Source organism: Streptomyces solicamelliae (genome assembly GCF_045348655.1).
Taxonomy (GTDB): Bacteria; Actinomycetota; Actinomycetes; order Streptomycetales; family Streptomycetaceae; genus Streptomyces; species Streptomyces solicamelliae.
The window spans coordinates 5,504,174-5,528,521 of sequence record NZ_CP160404.1 but is presented as its reverse complement, the minus strand read 5'-3'; the positions used below and the strand labels follow the sequence as shown (position 1 = coordinate 5,528,521).

Sequence of the window (24,348 nt, the reverse complement as noted above, 5' to 3'; positions counted from 1 at the left end):
ACCAATGGATATCGAATTAATAAGGTAAAGCTAACCTAATGGTCAAGCCACGCCTTGATAACGAACCAGTCGCGAGCGGTATTCGGAGGGGATCCCCCCTCTTTTCGATCAGGTAAGCCTTACCTACTATCCGCGATGTGACGCTCCTGCCCTCGCCGCCCGCCCGCGGCAGCCTGCTCCCCCTCGCCGCCGGCCTCGCGCTGCACGGCGACCGCACCGCCCTGGTCACCGCCGGCGGGACCCTGTCGTACCGGGAGCTCGCCGAGCGGGTCGGCCGGACCGCGGCCCGGCTCGGCGCCGGCCGCCGGCTCGTGCTGCTGCCCGGGGCCAACGACGTGGAGGCACTGGTCGTCCACCTGGCCGCGCTCTCCGCGGGACACCCGGTGCTGCTCGTGCCGGGCGACCACCCCGAGGCGGTGGCCGCGCTGATCGAGGCGTACGACCCCGACGTCGTCGTCCGCCCGGAGCCCGGCGAGTGGCGCGTCGAGGAGCGGCGCGCGGGCTCCGCCCACGTCTTCCACCCGGACCTCGCGCTGCTGCTGAGCACCTCCGGCTCCACCGGCTCCCCCAAGCTGGTCCGGTTGTCGTACGAGAACCTGCAGGCCAACGCCGAGTCGATCGCCGCCTACCTGGGCATCCGCGAGACCGACCGGGCCGCGACGACCCTGCCGATGCACTACTGCTACGGCCTCTCGGTGCTGCACAGCCACCTGCTGCGCGGGGCGGGCCTGGTCCTGACCGGGCTCTCGGTCGCCGACGCCTGCTTCTGGGACCTGTTCCGGTCCGCCCGCGGCACCGCGCTCGCCGGCGTGCCGTACACCTTCGACCTGCTCGACCGGGTCGGCTTCGCCGACATGGACCTCCCCCATCTGCGATACGTCACCCAGGCCGGCGGCCGGCTCGCGCCCGAACGCGTCGTCCGCTACGCCGAACTGGGGCAGCGGCGCGGCTGGGACCTGTACGTGATGTACGGCCAGACCGAGGCGACCGCGCGGATGGCGTACCTGCCGCCGGAGCGGGCCGCGACGGACCCGGGGGCGATCGGGATACCGGTTCCGGGGGGCTCGTTCGTACTGGAGCCGCTGCCGGACGACGAGCACGCGTCCTCCGGCGTCGGCGAACTGGTGTACTCCGGCCCCAACGTCATGCTCGGCTACGCCCACACCCCCGACGACCTCGCGCTCGGCCGCACCGTCGACGTGCTGCGCACCGGCGATCTGGCGCGGCGCACCGACGACGGTCTGTACGAGATCGTGGGCCGGCGCTCCCGCTTCCTGAAGATCCTCGGCCTGCGCATCGACCCGCAGCAGGTGGAGGCGATGCTCGACCGGCACGGGGTGCGGGCGCTGTGCGCCGGCGACGACGAGCGGATCGTCGTCGCCGCGGTCCGCCGGCCCGGCTGGGACGCGCGGCGGATCCGGCGCCGGGTCACCGAGGAGTGCGGACTGCCTGCGCGGGCCGTGGACGTGCACCTCGTCGGCGAACTGCCCCGGCTGGCCAACGGGAAGCCGGACTACTCCGCGGTCCGGGCCATGGCGACGCCCGTCGCGGCTCCGGTGGCCGACTCCGGCGGCGCGTCGCCCGAGGACCTGTGCGCCCTGTACGCCCGGGTCCTGGACCACACCGACGTCACCCCGGACAGCTCGTTCGTGGGTCTGGGCGGCGACTCGCTCTCGTACGTGGAGATGTCCGTCCAGCTGGAGGAACGCCTCGGGCATCTGCCGCCGGGCTGGCACATCACCCCGATCCGCGAACTCAGGCGTTCCGGCGGCCGACGCCGGGCCATGGAGACCAGTGTCGCGCTGCGCGCTCTCGCCATCGTGGCCGTCGTCGGCACCCACATCCGGCTCTTCGAGATCCGCGGCGGAGCCCATCTGCTGCTCGCGGTCGCGGGGTTCAACTTCGCCCGCTTCCTGCTCACGTCCGACGAACGCCGGGACCGAATGCGCCGCACCGGCCGCGGCATCGCGCGGATCGCGCTGCCGTCCATGGCCTGGACCGCGTTCGCGCTGCTCGTGAGCGACGACTACGACCTCAGCAATCTGCTGCTCGTGCACAATCTGCTGTTCCCGCAGGAGATGGGCTCGGGCATCCATCTGTGGTTCGTCGAGGCGCTCGTCTACATCCTGCTGACGATGCTGCTGCTGCTCGCGGTCCCGGCCGTCGACCGGCTGGAGCGCCGTGTCCCGTACGGGCTTCCGCTGGCGCTCGTCGGCCTGGGGCTGCTGACCCGCTACGAGCTGATCGGCCTGCCCGACCGTACGCAGATCACCGACGCGGTCACCGTCTTCTGGCTGTTCGCCCTGGGCTGGGCGGCGGCGCGGACCCGCACGTCGTGGCAGCGGGTGCTGGTGACGGTCGCCGGTCTGGCGACCGTACCGGGCTTCTTCCCGGACGAGCCGCGCCGCGAGGCGTTCGTGATGGTCGGGTTCGCGCTCCTGGTCTGGTTCCCCACACTGCCGAGCACGCGCCGTCTCAACCGGCTCGCCGGGCTGCTCGCGGGCAGCTCGCTCTCGATCTACCTGACGCACTGGCAGATCTACCCGCTCTTCGACCAGATCTCGGAGCCGCTGGCCCTGGTGGTGTCGCTGGTCTTCGGCATCGCCTACGCGTGGGCGGTGGCCGAGCTGATCCGGCGCTTCCCGTCGCTGGTGGCGTCCCTCAGACGCGGGTCAGGGTCGCTGCTCCGAAGGACACGTCGAAGCGATCGCACCAGATGCTGACGCTCCGGTAGTCCGACCAGTCGACCCCGGCGGGGAGCGGGTAGTTCTGGTCGCCCTTGTTGCCCTTGAGGTCGGCGAGGTCGGTTTGCCGACCATCGTCGAACACCCGCCACCCCGCCACGCCCTCCTTGACGGGGGCGTCGCTGAGAAAGACGTGCAGGTCGGGCCCGTTGCTGGTGTCCAGCCCCTCGATCCGGAGGGTGTGACTGCCGTCGGCGAGCCGGACGACTTTGGCGGTGCCCTCGGTCCGGTGCTCGTGGCTGATGAACGTGCCCTGGGCGACGGTGACGGGAGTTACGGGGGGCACCGGTGTCGCCGCCGATGCGGTCGGGGCGGGCGCGGCGTCCGCGGCGGGCAACGTCTCGCTCACCGTCTCGTCCACCCACAGCGCCCACGGCTGGAACCACACCAGCCCGCCGGCCACGACCACCGCCGCCGCTGCGGCGACCCACCACCACTTCCTGGCAACGCGTCCCACGACGCCCCCTCACGATCGCACTCTTTCTTCGTCACCATCCAACGCCCCCCGGAGCGGGGACGGGAGGTCCTGGGTGATGACGTAAGTCTTACGGCGCGGCGGCACAGCCCCACACGGTCCGGATGAGCCGGGTGCCGCGCCGGATCGTCGTCCACGACCAGGACCCGGGCGCCCGCTCGGACGGATCGTGCTCACCCGTGCCGCACACGGTCGCATGCGGTGTCGGCCGCCGTGCCCGGTGGAAGGGACGCTCCATGCGCCGACGACTGCTGACTGACGCCTACCGCACGCTCGTTCCGCCCCGGGACGACCCGCACGGTCCCCTGCCTCCCCTGATGCTCACCCTCACCGTCGTGACCGGAGTGGTCGACGCCGTGAGCTATCTGGCTCTCGGGCACGTCTTCGTCGCCAACATGACGGGAAACGTGGTCTTCCTGGGCTTCGCCCTCGCGGGCGACACGAGCCTGTCGGCGTCGGCCTCCCTGGTCGCGCTGGCGGCGTTCCTGACGGGCGCGGTCGGCGGCGGCCGCTTCGGTACGCGCTTCGCGGCGCACCGGGGCCGGCTGCTGACGGCCGCCACCGCGGTGCAGGCGGTCCTGGTCGCGGTCACGCTGGTCGTCGCCGCGGTGGCCGGCGGGGAGGCGTCCACGGGGCCCCGGTACACCTTGATCGTGTTCCTCGGCCTCGCCATGGGACTGCAGAACGCGGTGGCCCGGCGCCTGGGCGTCCCGGACCTGACCACGACCGTCCTCACCCAGACGCTCACCGGCCTGGCCGCGGACTCGGCCGCGGCGCGCCCCGGCCGCCGGCTGCTGTCGGTCCTGTCGATGTTCCTCGGCGCTCTGGCCGGCGCCGCGCTCCTCCTGCACGGCCGCCTCGAACTCGTCCTGGGCCTCGCCCTGCTGCTGGTGGCGTTCACGTCCGTGCTGACCTGGCGCCTTTCCGTGCGGGAGGGGGCAGACTGGACCCGCCCACCGTCGTGACCCTGGTGCAGGAGTCCCCGTGTCCAAGCCCCGTTTCGCCGTCCTCGGAGCCGGAAGCATCGGCTGTCATCTCGGCGGCCGTCTCGCCGCGGCGGGATACGAGGTGGCGTTCATCGGCCGCCCCGCCGGCATGGACGTGCTACGGGACCGGGGCCTGACCCAGACCAGCTCCGCCGGCGAACCGGTCCATCTCCCCCCGGACAGCCTGACCCTGGCCACGGACCCCGCGGCGGCCGCGGACGCGGACTACGTCCTGGTCACGGTGAAGACGGCAGGCACGGAGGGCGCCGCCAGGAGCCTGGCCCCTCATCTCGCCCCGAGCGCCACGGTCGTCAGCTTCCAGAACGGCCTGCACAATCCCGCCACCCTGCGCACCGCGCTCCCCGGCCACAGGGTCCTGGCCGGGATGGTCCCCTACAACGTGGTGCAGTCGGAACCGGGGACCGTGCACCAGGGCATGCCCGGCAGGCTCATGACCGACCCGGACGACACCCTGCACACCGCCCTCCGCACCGCGGGCCTGGCGACCGAGGCCCGCACGGACATGTCCGACGTGCAGCACGCCAAGCTGCTGATGAACCTCAACAACGCGATCAACGCGCTCTCCGGGCTCCCGCTCCGCGACCAGCTCGGCCGGCGGGCCTACCGCCGCTGCCTCGCCCTCTGCCAGCGCGAGGCCCTGACCGCCTACCGCGCCGCCGGGATCTCCCCCGCCCGGCTCGGCCCGACCGCCCCCGGCGTCACTCCGTACGTACTGTCCCTGCCGGACGCCCTGTTCCGTCGCGTGGCGGCCTCCGCCCTCCGTATCGACGCCCAGGCCCGCTCGTCGATGTGGGAGGACCTGCAGCGCGGCCGCCCCACCGAGATCGACTCCCTCCAGGGCGAGATCGTCGCCCTGGCCACCACCCACGGTCTCACGGCCCCCGCGAACGCCCGCCTGATCACCCTGGTCCGCGAGGCCGAATCCACCCCCCGGACCTGGCCCGGCGAGGCCCTCCTCGGCGAGCTGCGGGCCGCGAGGGGGCTCGCCCCGGGACAGGACGCCTCGTCGAGCTGCCGGTGAGGAGGTGACCGTCGTGTCCCGCCAGGTCACGGGAGTTCGAGGGGGGCTTCCCTGGACAGGACGGTGCACACGACCTTCAGGAGGGTGTCGTCGGCGTGCGCGACGGAGCCCGGGGTGCGCCAGGCGACATGACCGTCGGGGCGGACCAGGACGGCTCCGGAGGGGGTGATTCCGTAGAGGTCGGTCCAGGTCCCGGCGATCTCGCCGGAACCGCCGCCGAGGACGTGCGCCCGGAGGGGTACGCGCAGACGGGCGGCGGTGCGGGCGGCCGCGGCCGCCCAGGGGCCGCCGTCCGGGCCCGCGAGCAGGACCGGCGCCGTGCCGAAGAGGTCGAGGAGGGAACCCTGGCCGTCGGGGCCCATGGGGTGGTGCGGGGCACGGTGACCGGGGCGGGCCGTGGGCGCGTAGTGGGTGTACGGGTCGCCGGTGTCCGGGGGCGGGGTGCCGTCCGGGAGCAGGGCGCCGCGTTCGTAGTGGTGGCCGAGGATCAGGCCGTCCTTGACGCGGCGGCCCGGGAGTTCGACGCGCCAGCGGTCCCAGTCGCCGGTCGTGACCGCGTCCGCGTTGTTGGCGCGGTCCTCGCGCACGACCCATTCGGCGACCGGACGGCGCTCGGAGTCGTAGGTGTCGAGGAGGCCGGGCCCGGCCCGGCCGTGCAGGACCGCGGCGAGTTTCCACGCCAGGTTGTGCGCGTCCTGGACACCGAGGTTGAGGCCGGAGCCGCTGAACGGGGTCACCAGGTGCGCGGCGTCGCCCGCGAGGAACGCGCGGCCGGCCGACATGCGCGCGGCCACCTGACTGCGGCTCGTCCAGGGTCCTTCGCCGAGGATCGTCACGGGCAGGTCCGGGCGCCCGACGACGGCGCGCACGACGACGTCGGCCGGGGTGTCGTGAGGGCGGGTGCCGGCGCCCGGGTCGAGGATCCGGTTGAAGGTCCAGCGATCCGGCTGCCGGGTGGGCTGGAGGTATCCGCGGACCCCGTCTGCGTGCAGGAAGGTGATCCCGGCGGGCCGGTCGCCGAACAGCGGGGCGAGGGGGGCCTCGAACAGGATGTGCCGGTTCTCCGCCGTGGGCCCGCCGCCGCGAAGGGCCAGCCCCAGCGCGGCGCGCACCGCGCTGTGCGCGCCGTCGCAGCCCACCACGTAGTGGCAGCGCCGCCGCTCCGGGGTGCCGTCCGGGGCGGTGAGCGTGACCGTGACGTGGTCGTCGTCCTGCTCCAGGGCGGTGAGGGTCGTCCCCCGTCGGATCCGGTCCGGTGGGAGCCTCCGTCGCAGGATCTCCTCGACGGCGTCCTGGGGGCAGATCACGGTGGCGCAGGGGCTGTGGGCGGCCCGCCGTCCGGCGACCACGCTGCGCGCGAGCAGGGCATCGGGCGCGTGGAGCGAGTCGAGCGTGCGGGCGAAGGCGAAGGGCAGCCCCGCGCGTTCCTGTCCGAGGGCCGCCGCCCGGATCTCGTCGGCGACGCCCAGGTGGCGCAGGATCTCCATGGTCCGGGTGTTCACCGCCCTGGCCCGGGGCAGGAGCGAGGGCTCGGTGCGCCGCTCCACCAGCAGGGCCGGTACGCCGGACTGCTCCAGGAGCAGGGCGAGGGCGAGACCGGTGGGGCCGGCCCCGACGATCAGGACCGGGATCACGGGGGCTGCCGCGTCGCCGTCGGGGCGTGGGGGAACGGGCGCTGTTCCGTCGCCGTCGGGGCGTGGGGGCGCGGGGTGTGGCCTCATGGGGTTCGGTGCACCGCTTTCTCGGTGAGGGCGAGGGCCGCGCGGGGGACGCCCGCCCGGTCGGTCCGGACGCCGCCGGCCCGCCTGCGCAGGGGCCCGACCAGCAGGTGCTCGACGAGCAGGGCGACGGCGACGGTGGCCGCCGCCCAGGCGAACACCTCGTCGGTGGCGAGGGTGGTACGGGCCTCCGCGATGCGCGCACCCACCCCGTCGTGCGCGGCCAGGAGTTCGGCCATCACGGTGGTGCGCAGCGAGGTGGTGGTGACGAGTGCCACGGACGCCAGCAGCGGGGCGGACAGCGAGGGCAGCACGAGATGCCGCAGCCGGTGTCCCGCGCCGACCCGGAAGGCCGCGGCCATCTCGAGGAGGTCGGCGTCGAGGGACCGCACCGCCTCGGCGATGCCGACCACGACGATCGGGACGGAGACCAGGGTGGCGACGAAGACCGGCACCCCGGAGCCGGTGCCCCACCAGATCATGCCCATCACGACGGGGATGATCGGCGGCACCCCGAGCAGGAGGGCGCGCAGCGGCCGTCCGAGCCCGTCGGCCACCCCGTACCAGCCGCTGAGGAGGCCCCAGGCGACGCCGACGAGCAGGGCGAGGCCGGAGGCGAGCGCCGTGCGGCCGAGCGTCCGTCCGATCTCCGTCGCCAGCCGGCCGTCGTCGGCGAGGCGGGCCAGCGCCTGCCCTGTCTCGGACGGGGAGGGGACGAGGACCGCCGGATGGCCGGCGGCCCACAGCTGCCAGGCGCCCAGCAGGACGGCGCAGCCGAGGAGGACGAGCGTCGTGTCACGCAGGCGGTGCGGCGTAGATGCCGTCATCCGGGGCCCTCCCCCCGAGCAGGGCGGGGGCGGTGGTGGCCAGTTCCCGGAAGAGGGCGGTGAGTTCGGGGCGGGCGGCGCTCGCGGGGCGGTATCCGGGCGAGAGGCGGTTCAGCAGCTCCGTCACCGTCGCCGGGGGCACCTTGGTGCGGGCGGCGACCTGGGCGGTGACCCGGTCCGGCGAGCCCGAGGCGGTCTTCGCGGAGGCCCGGAGGGCGCGGTCGATCTCCTTGAGGAGTTCGGGGTGCCGGTCCGCGAACTCGCCGCGCACGCCGACCGCGTACGTGGGATAGCCGGTCTGCCCCGTGGTACGACGCCACTGCTCGCCGAGTTCGAGCAGCCGCCCCAACGGGGCGCCGGCGCCGGATGCTTTCGCCGCCGCCAGGGTGGCCTGGTGCTCGGGCAGCAGCGCGTACGCGGCCCTGCCGGAGCCGACGGCGGTCAGCAGATCGGCGAGCGTCGGGTGGTGGACGACGGTGAAGTCCTTGCCGGGCTTCAGCCCGTTGCGTTCGGCGAGCGCGTGGAAGACCACGTCGTTGACGTCGCCCTTGAAGGGGATGTGCACGGTGGCACCGCGCAGGGACGACCAGGACGCCGACGCGGACGCCGGTCCGAGGAGCACGTCCGAGGGGCCGTCGACGACTCCGAGGACGCGGACGTCGACACCCCGGTTGTGCAGGTTGGCGGCGATGTTGGTGGGCAGGGTCAGCAGGTCGACCGAGCCGCTCGTCAGCCGGGTGCGGATCTCGTCGGGGCCGCGGAGCTCGACGAAGGACACCGGACCGGCTGCCGCGGCCAGGGCCTTGTCGGTACGCATGCCCGAAGTCGCGGCGTCCAGGACGACGTTGGGCGCCACGCCCACGCGCAGACCGGGCGCGCCGGAGCGCGAGGTGCCCGGGGAGTCGCTCCCGCCGGTGCCGACGCAGCCCGCCAGCGCGGCGGCGCAGAGCCATCCGGCTGCCGCGAGACGGAGAAGGCGCCGTCGGCCGGAGCCGGTCGGTGGGGTCACGGGTGATCTCCAAGCGGATCGGCGGCCGACGGGCCGGCGTGGGAAGGAGCGGGTGAAGGCGTGCCCGTCGCGGTCAGACACCGGGTGATCGCCCGCGCCGCCGCGTCGACGTCCTCCGTGGAGCGGAGACTGCGCGGGACGAGGGGGACGGACGTGTGACGGGTCGACGCGGCCGGAGTGAGGACGAATACCTCGTCGGCCACCTGGGCGGCCTCGTACGGATCGTGGGTCGACCACAGGACCGCGGACGCGGCGTCCGCGCTCAGTTCGAGCAGCGCCGTACGGACCTCCGCGCGGAGCCGGACGTCGAGCGCCGAGGTGGGCTCGTCCAGGACCAGCAGCGGGGCCCCGGGCATCAACGCCCGGGCGAGGGAGACGCGTTGCCGCATGCCGGTGGACAGCTCCGCGGGGCGGGACCCCTCGGAGCCGGCGAGGCCCAACCGCGCGAGCAGGGAGCGCCCGCGCTCCAGATCCGGCTGCCGGGCGCGGCGGCCCAGCGCGAACACCACGTTCTCGAGCGCCGTCCGCCAGGGCAGCAGCCGGGGTTCGGCGAAGGCGTATCCCATGCGGCGGGGGGCGGTGACCGTCCCGGTCGTGGGCCGGACCAGCCCGGCGGCCATGCGCAGCAGGGTGCTCTTGCCCGCCCCCGAGGGGCCGAGGACGGCGAGGACCGCCCCGGGAGGAACGTCGAGGTGGACGTCCTCGAACAGGGGCCTGTCGCCCAGGACATGACCGACGCCGCGGAAGACGGCTCCCCCGTCGGGCATGCGCACCCCCTCACCCCTCAAGCCAACTTAGGTGAGCCTAACTATAGAGTGCCACTAAAGGCAAGATCCCTACCCTCCGCCGGCCGGGCGGGTGCCTCCCCTGGTCGGGTCGGCACCCGCCCGGCACCGCGGCTCAGGCCCGGCCGAAGGCGAGGACCACGTTGTGCCCGCCGAAGGCGAAGGAGTTGGACAGCACCGCGGAGACGGGGACGTCCCTCGGGGCGCCCGCGACCAGGTCCAGCCCGATCTCCGGGTCGGGCCGGTCGAGGTTCGCCGTGGGCGGCACCACCTGGTACATCAGCGCCTGCACCGCGGCCACCGCCTCGATGGCCCCGGCCGCGCCCAGCGTGTGCCCGGTCAGCGACTTCGTGGCGGTCACCGGCACGCGCCCGGCCACCGGGCCGAGGGCGATCCCGAGCGCGACGGCCTCCGCCGCGTCGTTGAGGAGGGTCCCCGTCCCATGGGCGTTGACGTGGGAGACCTCCTCGGGCGTGAGACCGGCCGAGCGGAGCGCGGCGCCGATCGCCCGGGACGCGGCGGCCCCGTCGGGGCGGGGCGCCACGATGTGGTGGGCGTCGCTGGTGCGGCCGTAGCCGCGCAGTTCGGCCAGCGGCGCCGCTCCCCGCCCGCGCGCGTGCTCGGCGCTCTCCAGGACGAGGACCGCGGCCCCCTCCCCCAGGACGAATCCCGTACGGTCCGCGCCGAACGGCCGGCTCGCCCGCTCAGGCTCGTCGTTGCGGGTGGAGAGCGCCTTCATCTTGGCGAATCCGCCCACCAGGAGGTCGGTGACGGGGGCCTCCGCCCCTCCCGCGAGCACGACGTCGGCCTCGCCCGAGGCGATCATCCCGTGTGCCGTCGCCAGCGCGTCGGCGCCGCTGGCGCAGGCAGTGACGGTCGAGGTGACCGGCCCGCCGAGCCCGTACCGCATGGCGACCCAGGCCGCCGGACTGTTGCCCATGGACATCGGGACGAAGCGCGCCCCGACGGCGCCGGCGCCCCGGAGCGCCAGGGCGACTCCGTTGTTCCGGATGCTCTCGACACCTCCGCAGCCGGTGCCGAGCACCACGCCGATCCGCTCCCGGTCCGCCGTGTCCGGGGCCAGCCCGGCATCCTGGAGGGCGAGTTCGGCGGCGGCCAGGGCGAGATGGGTGATCCGGTCGGTGACGGCGGCCACCCGCCGCTCCGGGACGAGCTCCTCCGGAAGGTCCACCTCCCCCGCGATCCGCACGGACAGCTCGGACGCGTCGAACCTGCTGATGGGGCGGATCCCGCTGCGCCCCTCCAACTGCCCCACGTGAAACGCCTTGGCGCCGACCCCCACCGCGGTCACCGGGCCGAGCCCGGTGACCACCACGCGCCGCCCGCTCACGCCGCCGTCTCCGCACCCGCCTGGTGGGACTCCACGTACGCGACGACCGCGCCCAGCGAGGTCAGCGAGAGCGCGACCTCGTCGGCCACCGGCACGCCGAGCTCGTCCTCCATGGCCGAGACCAGTTCGACCATGTCCAGCGAGTCGAGGCCCAGGTCCTCCTTGAACCGGGCGTCGGACGTGAGCTCCCCGGGCTCCAGGCCCATGCGGTCCACCATGAGGTCGACGATGCGCTGTTCGACGGTGCTGCTCATGGACGTGCTCCTTCTGCTTCGAGTGTTTTCTGTTCCGTGTACCGGGACTTCAGCTGGTACCGGTGGTTCCGGTGGTTCGGCTGGGTCAGGGGGCTCAGGTGGTGCGCGGTCGCCATGCGTCGAGGTCCGCGTGCAGCGCCAGTTCGCGGCAGACCGCCTCGACGCCTTCGACGAACCGGTCGGCCTCGGCCGTCGAGAGCACCAGCGGGGGCTGGATCCGCATCACCCGTGTGTGGTTGGCCGTGACGAAGGTGAGGATGCGGTGGTCGCGGGCGAGCGCGGCGACGAAACGGAGGCACATCATGTCGCCGAGGGTCGACTCGACCGCCTCGCCCGTGCGGGCCAGCGCCGTGCGCAGGTCGTCCGGCAGCCAGTCGGCGAGCGCGTGGAGGTCGCCGGGGACCCGGGTCAGCAGTTCGTCGGTCAGGGAGGAGACCGCTCCCGAGAAGTCGCCGTCGAACTCGATCGCCGTCATCAGCCCGAGCCCACGGATGTCCTTGACGAATCCGTACGGCGCGCACGCCGTGCGCAGCGCGTCCCGCAGGTGCTCCCCGACCTTCAGGGCGTGCTCAGGCAGGCCCTCCGAGGTGAGCACGTCCAGCGTGGCCAGGCCGGCCGCCGCCGCGAAGTTGCCGCCGCCGAAGGTGGAGGAGTGCAGCAGCGCCCGGTTGGTGGTTCCGTAGGCCGCGTCCCAGAGGTCGCCCCGGCACAGCGTGGCGGCGATGGGGACCAGGCCGCCGGAGAGCGACTTGGCCAGGCACAGCACGTCGGGGTCGAGCCCGTCGTAATCGGCGGCGAAGAGCCGCCCGGTGCGCCCGAGTCCGGTCTGGATCTCGTCGAGGACGAACGCCGCGCCCGCCGTGCGGCACAGTTCCCGCGCCGCCTTCAGATAGCCGGCCGGCGGCAGGACGACGCCTCCCTCGCCCTGCACCGGTTCGACGATGAACGCGGCCGCGCCGTCGATGACGGCGGCCAGCGCGTCCAGGTCCCCGAACGGCACGGCCACGGTGTCGGGGAGCAGCGGGCCGAACGCCTCCCGGTGCTGGGCGCGGCCGGTGACCGAGAGCGCCCCCAGGGTCTTGCCGTGGTAGCTGTTCTCGGTGTGGACGAGGCGGGTGCGGCCGGTCGCGGCGCGGGCCACCTTCAACGCGGCCTCCACCGCCTCGGTGCCGGAGTTGCTGAAGAACACCCGCTCGGGACGGCCCGGGGCGAGGTCGCTGAGCCGCTCGGCGAGTTCGGCGGCCTGCTCCGGCATGGACACGTACTGGACGAACGTCGGTGATCCCCGGTCGAGGAAGTCCCGCAGCCGGTCGGTCACCGCCGGGTGGTTGTGGCCGAGGTTGAGACAGCCGTATCCGGCGACGAAGTCGAGGTAGTCGGTGCCGTCCTCGGTGGTCAGCGTGCAGCCGCGGCCGCTGGTGAACACGCGGTCCAGGCCGTGGGCGCCGAACAGCCGGGCCATCGGCGGATTGATCCGCTCGCGGAACCGCCGCTTGGTCAGCTCGGTGACGCCGGTCGCCGGGGACGCGGAGGTGCGGGCCGGACGGTGGTGGTGGGCCAGCCGCAGCACCTCCTCGTCGGCGACGGGGCGGCCGAAGGAGGCGAGCGGAACGGGGGTGAACCCGTGCCGCGCCGCGATCTCCCCGATCGTGCGGACCCGGTCGAGGGGCAGGTCACGGCCGAGGGAGAACGACTCCGCGCGTCCTTCGAGGGCGAGCACCATCGTCTCGGCGAGACAGCCGTTGAGCTGCTGGGTGGGCCCGGGCAGGGCCCCGTCCCCGAGGATGACGTCGGCGGAGCCGCTGACCAGACCGCCGTCGATGACGAGGACGTCGCTCGCCGCGCCGGGCGGCGCCGTGACGTCGCGGGGCAGGGCCACGTCCACGACCACCGAGCCCGGCCGGAGCAGGGCCGGGTCGACCAGGCCGCCGACCGACGAGGCGGTGACGAACAGCCGGGTCCCGGGCGAGCACTGGGCGACCTCGTCGACCAGGCGCACGCGGGCGTGGTCCTCCGCGGGAAGGTGCGCGAGCAGCGCCGCGGGGGCCCGCTTGCCGCGACGGCACACCAGGTCCAGTTCGAAGCCGTCGGCGAGGAGCAGGCGCGCGACCGCGAGACCGATCGAGCCGGGGTAGCCGACGACGGCCACCCGCGTGCTCTCCGGCTCCAGTTCGAGCATCCGCACGACGTGCAGCAGTTCCTGGTGCGCGGCGTACACGGTGAGCGAGTTCCCGCTCGTCACCGCCGTGCCGAGGCGGCCCTGCGTCCACACCCCCCGGTCGCCGACGATGGAGGTCGCACCGCCCAGACCGATCAGCGCGGCACCCGCGTCCCGCAGCCGGGCGGCCTCGTCGACGACCATGTCGCGGGCGGTGATGGGGCGGCGCAGCATCTGCTCCGCGGTGTACGGGAGATAGCGGACCTCGCCCGTGCACCGGGCGCCGGTCGGCGAGGTGATCGAGGTGAGCAGCGGCATGGGGACGCTGTGGCGGACGCCCTCCTCGCGCTCGATGCCTCGGTGTTCGTCGAGGAGCCGGCCGAACAGGTCGAGGGCGCGGACCTGGTTGCGGTGTCCGGTGCTGATGGGATGGGCGAGGAAGCCGAAGGTGACCGGCGGGGGCGCCTGGGCGTGGCCGGGCGCGGACATGGTGCTGGACAAGGCTGTGCCTCCGAGAAGGGGCGGGCAGACGGAAGAAGGTGCGGGACCGGCCCGCGAAGGACGTCGCCGCTCAGGAGCGGTCGTGCGCCGGGCGGCCGGCCGGCCGGCGCGTGGGCAGGGCGAGCGCGGAGAGTTCGTCGCGCTGCCAGCCGAGGGAGGACAGCAGGCTGAGGCCGTCGCCCTCGTTGTTGTGGGAGAGCAGGACGGAGCAGATGCCGACCGTCGAGGGCTGGGTCAGCCAGTCGCGCAGCCGCTCGGCCGGGACGTCGGGTACGTGCCGGTGCTGAACCGTGAGTCCGCCGAAGTTCCTGGTCCACTCGGGCTCGAGCAGGTGCAGCACCTGGTTCTGGCGGCTGAGTCCGGAGCCGGAGCGTCCTTCGTGGTACGAGCGGATCACCGAGTGTCCGCCGTCGATGAGCCGGAAGACGGTCACGTTGCGGCGCAGCCGGTTCCCGTAGAGGCACACCTGCTGGACGAGGGTCGGGACGATGTCGGGGACGAGCGCCGAGGCTCCGTCGCCGACGAAGGCGAGGACGTTGTCGTCGCGGGTCAGGGCGACCGCGGGGACCGCCTGCAGGGCGTCTCCCATGAGGGCGCGCCCGTACCAGCCGGAGAAACCGGGCCCGGTCCGGGGAAGGTTGCGTATCGCCGAGAGCCCCCCGCGGCCTACGTCGAACACTCCCGTGTAGGTGTAGCCCTGCTCCGTGATGAGTTCCTCCAGGACCCGGCCGACCTGGTGGAAGAAGTAGTTGGCGGACATGGGCAGGACGGGCAGGTCGTGGACGGCGTCGTCCGCGCTGTGCCGCGCCTCGGCGAGGGTGGCCCTGCGCCGGGAGCACAGGCCGGGGTCCACGGCGAGACGCTCGCGCACGGCACGGAGGAACGGCAGCGCCTCGGCGTGCACCGGAAGGTCGGTGAAGGGCGCGAGGTGGGCCGCCTCGCGGGTGACCTGGGCGACCCGCAGCCCGCGGGTGAGGGCCCGCGGCGAGAACGGGGTGGACGCCTCGCCGACGCGGCTCTTGAGGAAGAGCACCGCCTGTTCGTCGCGGAGGCGCAGCCGGCCGCCGCGGTGCAGGTAGGCATGGACGCGCGCCGAGTAGCCGTAGAGCCCCAGGCTCCCGAGGTACTCCTCCACCTTCCGCCCCGCGCGGTGTCCGGCCACCGTGCCGGGGCGGGTCAGGGAGTCGGCGAGGGCGACACCGGCCCGGGCGGCGATGTCGTGGACGAGCGCGGACTCCTCGGTGCCGAGCCGCCCGCACTGCCACAGCAGCCTGTCCGGGCCGGAGTTGACGAGGTCCACGACCGGGCCGAGCTGGTCCTCCCGGACCTGGAGCACGGCGTGCTGCCGCCGGGGCCGTACCGGGGCGACCGGCGTCGCGGAGGACAGCACGGCGGGTGCCGCGAGCAGGACGACCGGGCCTTCGTCCCGGTCGTACGCCTCGTACGCGGCGGCCAGGTCCTCGGCGAGCGTTCCGGGGTCCTCCAGGTACACGTGGGGGATCCGGCGCGCGGCGAGCACCGCGCGCGAGTCCTCCGCGTCGTGCACCGTGCCCTGGAACGGGAACCACGTGTCCTGCGGGGAGTCGGCGCAGACGATGAACCCGCGGGCCCCGGCCTGGCGGAGGTTCGCCAGCGTGCCGCGGAACTCGTCGACCATGCCGCTGGTGACGACGATCAGGAACGGCGCCTCGTCCAGCTGCCAGCGGGCCAACGCGCCTGCGGCGAGGCTGTGTTCGCTCGGGCCCCGCAGGACGGGGTTGCCCGACTCGGCGGCGAGGCGGTCGAGTTCGTCGATGAGGCCGGAGACGACCGATCCGGTGTAGTAGTGCAGACCCCAGCGGTCGCCGGCCTCCTCGTCGAGGAACCCGTGCAGGGCCGCGGCGAGTGCCGGGGGTCCGGTACGGGAGGCGGACCGCAGGGCCGAGGCGCCGTGGCCGTGCTGCACGTGGTCCGTGAAGCGGCGCAGCACGTCGGCGGCGAGCACCCGGCCGTCGCCGGGGAGCCGCATCACCTCGTGGGTCTGGGCGACACGGACGGAGCCCAGCGGCCCTTCCGCGTAGACGGCGACGTTCTCCGCCGGCAGGGCGGCGGGCGCGGTTCCGTCCGTACGCGGGGCCAGGCCGGCGACCGCCTCGGCGATCGCGGTGTCGAGCGGGGCGGCGGAAAGGTCCGCGCCCGCCGCGTCGATGAGGACGAGGGGCTGGGGCGCGGCGTCGTCCGGCTGCTGCCGGAGGGCTCGTCCGGCCTGGTCCAGGGTGTCGGCCACGATCAGCCGGAGCTCCGCCTCGGGTAACGCGGCGTCGAGGTAGCGGCGGGCCTTGGCCAGCAGCTCCGTGTACGCGGGTGTCGCGGCGGGTTCGGCGGGGTCGATGGCGTCAGTGGTCTCGGCGTGGCCGCTGCTTCCGGCGCCGTTCTCGCCGAACGGGCCCTCCCGCAGGGTGCGTCCGGCCGCCTCGGTCAGGTCGGTGAGTGCCTGCCGCACGGCGGTGTGGAAGGCGGCACGCTTGCCCACGGAGACGATGAGGAAGTGGGGTGGACCCTTCATGATCTGGGCAGGGTTCAACGTGATCTCCGTTCCCGGTCATGGAGCGTGAGCGAGCGAACGCGTACGCGTGCGCGCAGCCGCGACAGACCAGCACGGATCCCGCTTGATTCCCCGTTGTCCCCCGACAGCGCGCGCCACCGGCACGGAGCCGGCGCGTTCGCACCACTTCACTATATGCCCACTCTAGTTCCTCCATCTATAAATAATGCGTGAACAAGACCTCCCCCGCCCGGCGAGGCGGGGGAGATCTTCGAAGCGGACGGAGCGGATCAGCCGTCGCGGAGGCCGACCTTGGCGTGGAGGCGCCGCAGAGGCCCCGGCGCCCACCAGTTCGCGCGGCCGCACAGCTTCATGACGGCCGGCACGAGAATGCCGCGCACCAGAGTGGCGTCGACCAGGACGGCCAGGGCGAGACCCGCCCCCAGCAGCTTGAGCAGGCTCAGCTCCGAGGTCGCGAGCGCCCCCAGGACGGTCGCCACGACGAGGGCGGCGGCGGTGATCAGTCGGCCCGTGTGGTCGATGCCGAAGACCACGGCCCGCGTGTTGTCGCCGGTGGCCAGGTACTCCTCCCTGATCCGGGAGAGCAGGAAGACGGTGTAGTCCATGGAGAGGCCGAAGGCCACGCAGAACATCAGCACCGGGACCGTGACCTCCAGCTGGCCGGTGGTGATGAAGTCGCCGACCAGCCACTTGAGATGGCCGTCCTGGAAGACGTACACCATCGCCCCGAAGGAGGCGGTGAGGCTGAGCGTGTTGAGGATCAGGGCCTGGATCGGGACGACGACGCTCCCCGTGAAGAGGAACAGCAGGATCAGCATGCTCAGCGCGATGATCGCGCCGGCGTACGGAATGCGGTCCTGGAGCGCCTCCTTGGTGTCCACCAGAGCCGCCGCCTCGCCGCCGACCAGGGCCTCGGCGGGCGCGTCCACGGCGCGTACCCGCTCGGTGTGCCGTTCACCGGCCTCCGAGTTGGGGTTGGTGTCGGAGACCACGCTCAGCCAGACGCCCTTCGGGTCCGCGAGGGCCGCGGAGGCGGGACCGGCGGGGGCGATCTGCCTGCCCTCCGCCCAGCTGCCGAGCGGACCGTCGACCCGCACCGTTCCCTCGGTGCGGGAGAGTTCCGCCAGGTAGCCGGCGAGGGCCGCCTCGCGGCCGTCCGCGGGAAGCTTCGGCAGGACCACCGTCACCGGGTCCGTCCCCGCGCCGGCGAAGTCCGTACGGATGCTCTCGGCCGCGGCCTGGGCGGGCGCGCCCTGCGGAAGGATGCGGTCGTCGGTGAGCCCGAAGCGGGCGTGCGCGAAGGGCAGCGCGAGCGCGATCAGCAGGACGGCGACGGCGCCGCCGGTCGCCACGGGGCGCCGCATGACGCGGGTGGCCAGCCAGTGCCACATGCCCTGCGCCGTGTCGGCCCCCTCGGACGGCTTGCGCCGCCACCGGGCGAAGACGTCAAGGCGGTCGATGCGCCGGCCGATGACGGCCAGCACCGGCGGCAGGATGATCAGCGAGGTCAGCGCGGCCAGGCTCACCACCGCGATGCCGGCGTACGCGAGCGAGCGCAGGAACATCATGGGGAAGACCAGCAGGGCTGCCAGGGAGAGGACCACGGTGAGCGCCGAGAACAGCACGGTCCGGCCGGCCGTGCGCAGCGACTCGGTGACCGCCTCCAGGACCTCGCGGCCGCGCTCCAGCTCCTCGCGGTAGCGGGTCACGATGAACAGGCTGTAGTCCACGGCGAGTCCGAAACCGAGCGCCGTCGTCACGTTCATCGCGAAGAGCGAGACGTCGGTGAAGGTGGCCAGCAGACGCAGGACGGCGAGGGTGCACACCACGGAGACGACGCCGACGAGCAGCGGCAGGAGCGAGGCGACGAGCGAGCCGAACGCGACCAGGAGGATGATCAGGGTGAGCGGGGCGCCGATGAGCTCGGCCTTGGTCAGGTCCTCCTCGCTCTGCTTCTCCAGCGCGTCGTTGATGACCGCCCGGCCGGTCGCCGTCACGGTGAACCGCCCCTGCTCACCCGTGAGTTCGGCGGTGAGTTCGCCGGCCCGGTGGGTCGCCTCGCTCTCGTCGCCGGACAGTCGCACCAGGACGAGGCCGGAGCGCCCGTCCTCGGACCTCAGCGCGGGGTCCTGGGAGGTCCAGAACGAGGTGGCGTACCCGACGCCGTCCAGCGAGCCGACCCGCTCGGTGAACTTCAGCCCGTCCTTTGCGGCTTCGGCGTCGGTGACCGGCTTGTCGCCCTTGACCAGCAGGACCATGTTCGGGGACCCGGCCCCGAACCGCTCGGTCAGGATCTGCTCGGCCCGCGCGGACTCGGACCCGCTCGCCGTGTAGCCGCCGCTCGAGAGGTCGTCCGCGGCACCGGCGCCTAACAGCGCGGCGGCGAGCGAGACGACCGCGATGATCAGGAAGACGGGCGCCTTGAGCCGGACCAGGCCCCGCGCCAGCCCGGCGAGTCCGCCGGACGGCGGCGCGGAGGGGGGTGGCGGCCCCAGGGCCCCGGCGTCCGCCGTGCCGGGCGGGCGCGTCGAGTGCTGTGTCGTCACGTGGTGCTCCCAAGGGGATGATGGGACGGTTCGGCCGCCCCGCCGCCCTCCGACGGACGGCGGGGCGGTCTCGTGAGGTGGGTCATGCGTGCGACGGGCCCACCCGGCTCCGGGCGGGTCCGTCAGTCCCGGCGGAGGGCTGTCATGCCTCGCCGAGCAGGTGGCGGCAGAGGCCGGCGTGTACCCAGTCCGCCCACTCCTCGGAGCTCCAGCCGCGCTCGGTGACGAGCAGGTGGTAGATCTCCGGGCCGAGCAGGGTGTAACTGGTGTCCACCGCACGGTCGAGGGTCATACCGGCGGGCAGGGGGTGCTTCTCCGTCAAGGTCTTGACCAGCTGGGCCTGGACCTCGTGGCGCTGCTCCTTGTTCCGCTCCCAGAGCGGGCTGATCTCCTCGTTGGCGATGGCCGCGTTCCGCAGCACCTCCAGGAGGTCGACGACCCGGTCGTAGATCTCCCGTGCCCCGTCCACCTGGTGGCGCAGGTGGACGCGGGGATCCTCGGCCGCGACAGCGCTGCGGAACCAGTCGCGCTCCACCGTCGGGACGGGCTCGTGGTCGCCGGCGACCCGGACGTCCATCAGCTCCTTGAGGATCGCGATCTTGGTGCCGAACTTGAAGTACACGGTCTGCACCGCGACCCCCGCCGCGCGGGCGATCGCCTCGATGGTGGTCCCGTCGTACCCGTGCGCGACGAACAGCTTGAGTGCCGCGTCGAGCAGACGAGCCCGTGTCTCGTTGGAGCGTTGGCGCCGCGCGCCCGTTTTTCCGGCCATGGTCCTACTACCGTTCTACTTTCTAGAGTGTTCATCTAGAGTACGACAACAGATACAGCTCTTCGCACCAGGAGGCAAGCGTGGACACGCAGGAACGCGCCAAGGCCGCGCAACCCGGCGGGAAACACCCACCCGGAGGACTGCTGACTCTGACGACCACGAGCATGGGTCTGTCCATGTTCGTGCTCTTCGCGTTCGGTGCCCTCGGCCCGACTCTCCTCGGGGACCTCGGTATATCGCGGTCGCAACTGGGCTCGCTCCCCGCCGTGGCCTTCGGCACCGCGTCGGTGCTCTCCCTCTTCAGCGGACACCTGACCGACATGATGGGGGGCCGACGCTCCCTGCTGGCACTGCTGTTGACGGTGGCACTCGCGTTCACCGTGCTCTCCCTGGCGGAGGGCTACGGCTGGCTGCTGGCCGGTCTGGTCCTGGCCGGCGCCGCCCAGGCGTGCGCCAACCCCGCGACGAACCACCTCATCGCCACGCACCTGCCGCCCCAGCGGCGCGCCGCCGCCATCGGGATCAAGCAATCGGGCGTCCAGATCGGCGCGTTCGCCGCGGGCCTGTTCGTCCCGTCCCTCGCCGCGGCGACCTCGTGGCGCGCCACGCTCGCCCTCGTCGTCCCGGTGGCCCTGGCCGCCGCCGCCGCGGCCCTCCTGCTGCCGGGCGACCGGCCGAAGCAGGACGCGGGCAGGGCACTCTCCCTGCCTGCCCGCCCCAACCGGGCGGCCCGCTGGCTCATCGTCTACTCCCTCGGCGTCGGCACCGGACTCGCCGCCCTCAACACGTACCTCCCGCTGTACGCCCACGAGGAACTCGGCATGGGCGAACGGGCGTCGGGCGCCCTGATCGCGGCCGTCGGCGTCGCGGGGATCGCCGCCCGGGTGCTGTGGACGCGGGTGAGCGGACGCCTCTCCGACATCGGCGTGCCGCTGCTGGTGCTGGCGGGGGCGGCCGCCTGCTTCCTGCTGCTGGTGCCCGCCGCCGGCCTGCTGACCCCGCTGGTCTGGATCGGCGCCGTCGGGCTGGGCGGCTCCGCCGTCGCCGCCAACGCCGTGTCCATGGTCGCGGTCGTGCGCGGCACGGCCTTCGGGGCCACCGGACACGCCTCCGCGCTGGTGTCCATGGGCTTCTTCGGCGGCTTCGTCGTGGGCCCGCTCGGCTTCGGTCTGATCGCCGACAGCTCCGCGGGCTACGTGGGCGGCTGGGCGCTGGCGGGCGGGGCCTTCCTCGCCTCCGTCCTGAGCGCCCTCCAGGTGCGACGGGCGGTGGCGGCGGCATGACGACGCACACGGAGCGGGGCGGAAGGGCCCCCGGGCGGCGGACCACCGGCACGAACGCCCGGCTGTTCCACGCGTCGGACGGCGTCTGGCTGCCGTCCCCGCCGGCCGCCGGCCCCTGGGCCCCCGGCCGCCTGCACGGCGGAGCCGTCGCCGCGCTCATGGCCCACCACGCCCAGGCGGCCCTCGGCACGGACCGGCCGCTCGCCCGGCTGTCCGCCGACTTCCTGGGCCCGTTACCCGCCCTCCCCCTCGAACTGCGCACCCGCGTCGTCCGCGCCGGGCGCAGCTTCGGCCTGGTCGACGTGCAGGTGTACGCCGACGGCGCGGAGGTCGCCCGGGCGAGCGCCCTCGGCGTGCGGGCCGCCGAACTCCCGCTGCCGGAACTGCCCGACGAACCCGCCCTGCCGCCCCGCGCGGAGGGACTGGCGGTGTACTCCGCCCCGTCCCCCGAACCGTCCTTCAACCACGACGCCGTGGAGCTCCTGGTCGTCGACGACCCGGCCAACCCGCACGGCGGAAGCGCCTGGGCCCGGCTCGGTGTGGGACTCACCGCTCCCGGGCCGCCGTCCCCGTGGGTGGCGGCCGTCGCCCTCGCGGACCTGACGTACGGGATCGGCGCCGCGCTGCCGCCCGACCGCTACCGCTGCGTGAACGTGGACCTCGCCGTCCACTTCGTGCGGCCGCCGGCCGGTGACTGGACCGGTCTGCGCGCCCGGACGCGTACCGGCCCGGAGGGACGGGGCAGCGCCGAGGCCGTGCTGTTCGACGACGAGGGCTGCTTCGGCACGGCGGTGCAGACCCTGCTCATCAGTGAGGAGTGAGATGGAGAAGGTCATGGACCGCGCCGCCGTCGCAGCGGCGGCGGCGTCGCTGGTCCGGAGAACGAGAAGCACGGCCGGAGAGGTGGGCGACCGCTTCCCGCTCTACGCCGACCCGGCGGACGGACGCTGGACGTCCACCCGGCGCGGCTCGTGGACGGGCGGCTTCTGGGCCGGGCTGCTCTGGCTCACCGCCGAGGCGGACGCGGCCGACGGGACGGGTGGGGCCGGCGGGTCCGACGCGGGCTGGGACGACGGCGAGGCCGTGCGGCGGGCGCGGGAGGTCACCGAACGGCTCCGGGAGCGAGCCCACGACGACACCGACACCCGTGCCCTGACCTTCTGGTACGGGGCCGCACAGGGGCACCTGCGCTGCGGCGACACCGACGCGGCCCGGGTCGCGCTCGAGGGAGCCGCGGCCCTGGTGGCGGCGGCGCACCCCCGGTACGGGATCGTCCCGGCCGGCACCGGTCTGGGGCGCGGGGAGCCGGGAACCGAGGAGTTGACGGTGGATTCGGCCGCCGCCGTGATCGCGCTGCTCTGCTGGGCGGGCCGGGAGCACGGACTCGCCGGTGCCGAGGAACTCGCCCGACGGCACGCCGCCGCCGTGCGCGACCGCTGCCTGGAGAAGGACGGCGGCATCCGCCCCGGGGCGCGGCTGGACGGCGCCGGGGACGAGGCGGCCGCCGGCGTCTGGACGCGGGGGCAGGCGTGGGGCATCCTCGCCCTCGCCACCGCCGCGCGGGCCTTCGACGGCGGTCAGGGGGCGGGGCACGGCGGGAACGGCTACCGGGACGCGGCGCTCCTGGCGGCCGACCACTGGCTCGGACGCGTGGGCGACACCGTTCCTCCCTGGAGCTTCGCGGACCCGGACGGGCTCCGCGACACCTCCGCCGCTGCGATCACCGCGCAGGCCCTGCTGGAACTGGCGGAGCTCACCCCGGGACCCTACGGCCAGGCGCTGGAGGACGCGGCGACCTGTCTGCTGGGCCGGCTCGTCTCCGGCCACCTGCGGGACGGGATGCTGACCGACGGCTGCTACGACCGGGCGTCGGGCACGGCGACCGCCCACGAACTGATCTGGGGGGACTACTTCCTGCTGTCCGCCCTGATGCGGCTCGCGGGGTCCCGGGCCGGGGCCGCGACCGCGCACTGAAACAGTGCCGGGCCCCCGACGCGATCGCGTCGGGGGCCCGGCACTGTTTCCCTCGCCCGGAATCAGAAGACGTCGGCCTCGATGTCCGGAGCCCCCGCGTACGCCTTCAGCAGACGCTTGGCCACCGTGTGGGCGTGCAGCTCGTCGGGACCGTCGTAGATCCGGGTGGCCCGCGCCTTGCGGTACATCCGGCTGAGCGGGGTGTCGTCGATCAGCCCCTCCGCGCCGTACACCTGCACCGCGCGGTCGAGCACCTGGCACAGGGTCCGGGAGGCGAGCACCTTGGCGGCGGCGACGTCGACGTACGCCGAGCGGCCGGCCTGCACGGAGGCCGCCGCGCGCAGCACCTGGGAGCGGGCCGCCTGGATCTCCGTGTACGAGTCGAAGACATGCTGCTGCATCAACTGCTTGGAGGCCAGGGGCTCCTGGAACGCCGTGCGCTGGTGGAGCCGGCGGCACATCAGGCCGAAGGCCCGTCGGGACTGGCCCAGCCACTGGACGGCGCGCAGGGTGCGCCCGAGGTCGAGCCGGTCCCCGGCCACGGCGAATCCGGCGCCGCGCTCGCCGATCATGTTCTCGTCCGGCACCGTCACCCCGTCGAGCCGGACCTCGCGGTGCTGACCGTCGGTGCCCAGGACCGAAAGCTCCCGGACGAGGGTGAAACCGGGGGTGTCGGTGGGGACGAGGAACATCGTGAACGCCTGCCGGTTGGGCACGCCCAGGGGTTCCGTCCGGCACATGACGGTCATGAAGTCGGCGCCCGCGGCCCGGCTGAACCATTTGCTGCCGGTGATCTCCCAGCCGCCGGCCGTCTTCTTCGCCCGGGTCGTCATCAGGGAGGGGTCGGAGCCGGAGCGGCCGGGCTCGGACATCCCGTAGCACGGGGTGACCGTGCCCCCGAGGATGCCGGGCAGGTAGCGGTCCCGGGCGGCGGGTGTCGCGTGACGGTGCAGCATCAGGGCGTCGAGGAGGTGCTCCGAGCCGAGCACCGCGGGGCCGAACTCCGACTCGCCCTCGACCTCGCCGAGGTGGACGTAGTCGGCCAGCGGGAGTCCGCGGCCGCCGATCTCGACGGGATGGGAGAGCCCCCACAGTCCGTTGGCGCGAGCCTTGGCGCGCAGGTCGTCGAAGGCCGCACGGGCGGCGTCGCCGCCGGCGAGGAGCACGGGCTCGGCGGGGATCACCTCGCCCCGCACGAACTCGCGTATCCGGTCGCGCAGGACGAGCAGATGGTCGGGCAGGGCGAAGGGGTCGGAGGCGGCCGGCCGGGCCGGCGCGTCCGGGGCGTTGTCCGGAGAGGTGTTCATGAGCAGGCTGTGTCCTTCGGCGGGAGCGCGCGGTCGCCGGAGGGGACCGCGGGAGAGGAAGGGGTGCCGGG

The 24,348-nt window shown here is 73.8% G+C and carries 18 protein-coding genes; 6 read left to right on the top strand and 12 right to left on the bottom strand.

Annotated elements, in window-relative coordinates:
• The first annotated feature begins 137 nt into the window (after positions 1–137).
• Complete coding sequence (locus ABZO31_RS25620) at positions 138–2,723, top strand: AMP-binding protein (protein WP_406863626.1); 2,586 nt, start codon at positions 138–140, stop codon at positions 2,721–2,723.
• Here ABZO31_RS25620 and ABZO31_RS25615 read toward each other — a convergent pair.
• On the bottom strand, positions 2,662–3,201 hold the full coding sequence (locus ABZO31_RS25615; RefSeq protein ID WP_406863625.1) for a DM13 domain-containing protein: 540 nt from the start codon (positions 3,199–3,201) through the stop codon (positions 2,662–2,664). The two genes, ABZO31_RS25620 and ABZO31_RS25615, sit on opposite strands and share 62 nt — an antisense overlap.
• Positions 3,202–3,455: 254 nt before the next feature.
• Between ABZO31_RS25615 and ABZO31_RS25610 the strand changes: the two genes are divergently transcribed.
• Together ABZO31_RS25610 and ABZO31_RS25605 are read left to right on the top strand one after the other, a co-directional pair.
• Positions 3,456–4,184 (top strand): YoaK family protein, encoded by a 729-nt coding sequence (locus ABZO31_RS25610; RefSeq protein ID WP_406863624.1) that lies wholly within the window; start codon positions 3,456–3,458, stop codon positions 4,182–4,184.
• A 19-nt stretch (positions 4,185–4,203) separates the two neighbouring features.
• On the top strand, positions 4,204–5,247 hold the full coding sequence (locus tag ABZO31_RS25605; protein ID WP_406863623.1) for a 2-dehydropantoate 2-reductase: 1,044 nt from the start codon (positions 4,204–4,206) through the stop codon (positions 5,245–5,247).
• 26 nt (positions 5,248–5,273) lie between these two features.
• On the opposite strand, the gene ABZO31_RS25600 is transcribed toward ABZO31_RS25605, so the two are convergent.
• The 10 genes from ABZO31_RS25600 to ABZO31_RS25555 all read right to left on the bottom strand — a co-directional run bounded on the left by ABZO31_RS25600 (position 5,274) and on the right by ABZO31_RS25555 (position 19,713).
• Positions 5,274–6,881 carry an FAD-dependent monooxygenase gene (locus ABZO31_RS25600; protein WP_406863622.1) on the bottom strand — a complete coding sequence of 536 codons (1,608 nt, stop codon included), beginning with the start codon at positions 6,879–6,881 and terminating at the stop codon, positions 5,274–5,276.
• 83 nt (positions 6,882–6,964) lie between these two features.
• Entirely contained in the window at positions 6,965–7,792 is an 828-nt protein-coding gene (locus tag ABZO31_RS25595) for an ABC transporter permease (protein WP_406863621.1), read from the bottom strand.
• Complete coding sequence (locus ABZO31_RS25590; protein WP_406863620.1) at positions 7,761–8,801, bottom strand: ABC transporter substrate-binding protein; 1,041 nt, start codon at positions 8,799–8,801, stop codon at positions 7,761–7,763. Before ABZO31_RS25590 ends, ABZO31_RS25595 begins: the two co-directional genes overlap by 32 nt.
• On the bottom strand, positions 8,798–9,568 hold the full coding sequence (locus tag ABZO31_RS25585; protein ID WP_406863619.1) for an ABC transporter ATP-binding protein: 771 nt from the start codon (positions 9,566–9,568) through the stop codon (positions 8,798–8,800). The genes ABZO31_RS25590 and ABZO31_RS25585 overlap by 4 nt, the downstream gene beginning before the upstream one ends.
• Positions 9,569–9,701: 133 nt before the next feature.
• Positions 9,702–10,937, bottom strand: a complete 1,236-nt coding sequence (locus tag ABZO31_RS25580; RefSeq protein WP_406863618.1) for a beta-ketoacyl-[acyl-carrier-protein] synthase family protein — start codon at positions 10,935–10,937, stop codon at positions 9,702–9,704.
• Entirely contained in the window at positions 10,934–11,191 is a 258-nt protein-coding gene (acpP, locus tag ABZO31_RS25575; protein WP_406863617.1) for an acyl carrier protein, read from the bottom strand. Before acpP ends, ABZO31_RS25580 begins: the two co-directional genes overlap by 4 nt.
• A gap of 94 nt (positions 11,192–11,285) precedes the next feature.
• Positions 11,286–13,850 carry an aminotransferase class III-fold pyridoxal phosphate-dependent enzyme gene (locus ABZO31_RS25570; protein ID WP_406863616.1) on the bottom strand — a complete coding sequence of 855 codons (2,565 nt, stop codon included), beginning with the start codon at positions 13,848–13,850 and terminating at the stop codon, positions 11,286–11,288.
• Between the two features lie 70 nt (positions 13,851–13,920).
• Complete coding sequence (locus tag ABZO31_RS25565; protein WP_406863615.1) at positions 13,921–16,395, bottom strand: hypothetical protein; 2,475 nt, start codon at positions 16,393–16,395, stop codon at positions 13,921–13,923.
• A gap of 269 nt (positions 16,396–16,664) precedes the next feature.
• The gene (locus ABZO31_RS25560) at positions 16,665–18,941 is read right to left on the bottom strand and encodes an MMPL family transporter (protein WP_406863614.1); all 2,277 of its coding nucleotides are present in this window, start codon (positions 18,939–18,941) and stop codon (positions 16,665–16,667) included.
• Between the two features lie 142 nt (positions 18,942–19,083).
• A complete protein-coding gene (locus ABZO31_RS25555) occupies positions 19,084–19,713 on the bottom strand; it encodes a TetR/AcrR family transcriptional regulator (RefSeq protein ID WP_406863613.1) in 630 nt (209 codons plus the stop codon).
• Between the two features lie 80 nt (positions 19,714–19,793).
• On the opposite strand from ABZO31_RS25555, the gene ABZO31_RS25550 reads away from it, so the two are divergent.
• From ABZO31_RS25550 to ABZO31_RS25540, 3 genes are read left to right on the top strand one after another with little or no spacing between them, the layout of a single operon-like run.
• A complete protein-coding gene (locus ABZO31_RS25550) occupies positions 19,794–20,996 on the top strand; it encodes an MFS transporter (protein WP_406863612.1) in 1,203 nt (400 codons plus the stop codon).
• Positions 20,993–21,817: a thioesterase family protein gene (locus ABZO31_RS25545; RefSeq protein WP_406863611.1), complete on the top strand. Its 825-nt coding sequence runs from the start codon at positions 20,993–20,995 to the stop codon at positions 21,815–21,817. The genes ABZO31_RS25550 and ABZO31_RS25545 overlap by 4 nt, the downstream gene beginning before the upstream one ends.
• A 1-nt stretch (position 21,818) precedes the next feature.
• Positions 21,819–22,970, top strand: a complete 1,152-nt coding sequence (locus ABZO31_RS25540) for a sugar ABC transporter permease (protein WP_406863610.1) — start codon at positions 21,819–21,821, stop codon at positions 22,968–22,970.
• 62 nt (positions 22,971–23,032) lie between these two features.
• On the opposite strand, the gene ABZO31_RS25535 is transcribed toward ABZO31_RS25540, so the two are convergent.
• On the bottom strand, positions 23,033–24,277 hold the full coding sequence (locus ABZO31_RS25535; protein WP_406863609.1) for an acyl-CoA dehydrogenase family protein: 1,245 nt from the start codon (positions 24,275–24,277) through the stop codon (positions 23,033–23,035).
• Positions 24,278–24,348: the final 71 nt, after the last annotated feature.